The organism is Methylobacterium sp. WL116 (genome assembly GCF_008039455.1).
In the GTDB taxonomy this organism is placed as follows: domain Bacteria; phylum Pseudomonadota; class Alphaproteobacteria; order Rhizobiales; family Beijerinckiaceae; genus Methylobacterium.
In genome coordinates this window covers 1-499 of record NZ_VRUV01001117.1, presented here as the reverse complement: position 1 = coordinate 499, position 499 = coordinate 1, and the positions used below count along the sequence as shown (strand labels likewise).

Annotated in this window: 1 protein-coding gene; it reads right to left on the bottom strand. The window is 71.9% G+C overall.

Annotated elements, in window-relative coordinates; translation table 11 throughout:
- Nucleotides 1-226, bottom strand: a 226-nt coding sequence (ccmI, locus tag FV223_RS29665) for a c-type cytochrome biogenesis protein CcmI (RefSeq protein WP_147730126.1), incomplete at its 3' end; no start/stop codon positions are given.
- Between the last annotated feature and the right edge of the window lie 273 nt (nucleotides 227-499).

Here is a 499-nt window from a genome sequence, read left to right as displayed (position 1 = left end):
GGAGCCGGCGGGCGGCCTCGGTGCGAGCGGATTCCGCCTCCGCCGGGGCGATCAGCCCACGATCGAGGTCGCGCTCGATCTCGGCGAGCTGGTCCTCGTAGAACGCCGTCTCGGTGACGGTGCCGGCCGCATCGGGGACGATGGCGACGCGGCGCGACATCGGCCAGAGCAGGGCCAGGACGGCCGCGGCGGTCATGGCCGCCAGAATGAACCAGATCGCCGTCATCGCACCTTCGAAGCGGTCCCGGTTCGCGCAAGGCGAGGCCGCGGCAGCTCCATCCCTTCGATTGATAAGACGGCCCCCGCTGGAGCCGAATGGCCGTGCCGCCGATGGTAGAGAGCGGGCACGGGCGGCACGATGCCCGCCCTCGGCGTCACGGTGTCACGCAAGTTTTTCGCGATGACAAGGGCGGACGGGACGAGAGCAGACAGGGCAAGGGCGACGGGACGGGAGCGACGGGGCGGGGGCGGCCGCCGCCACGGCCGCAGGGCTCAATGC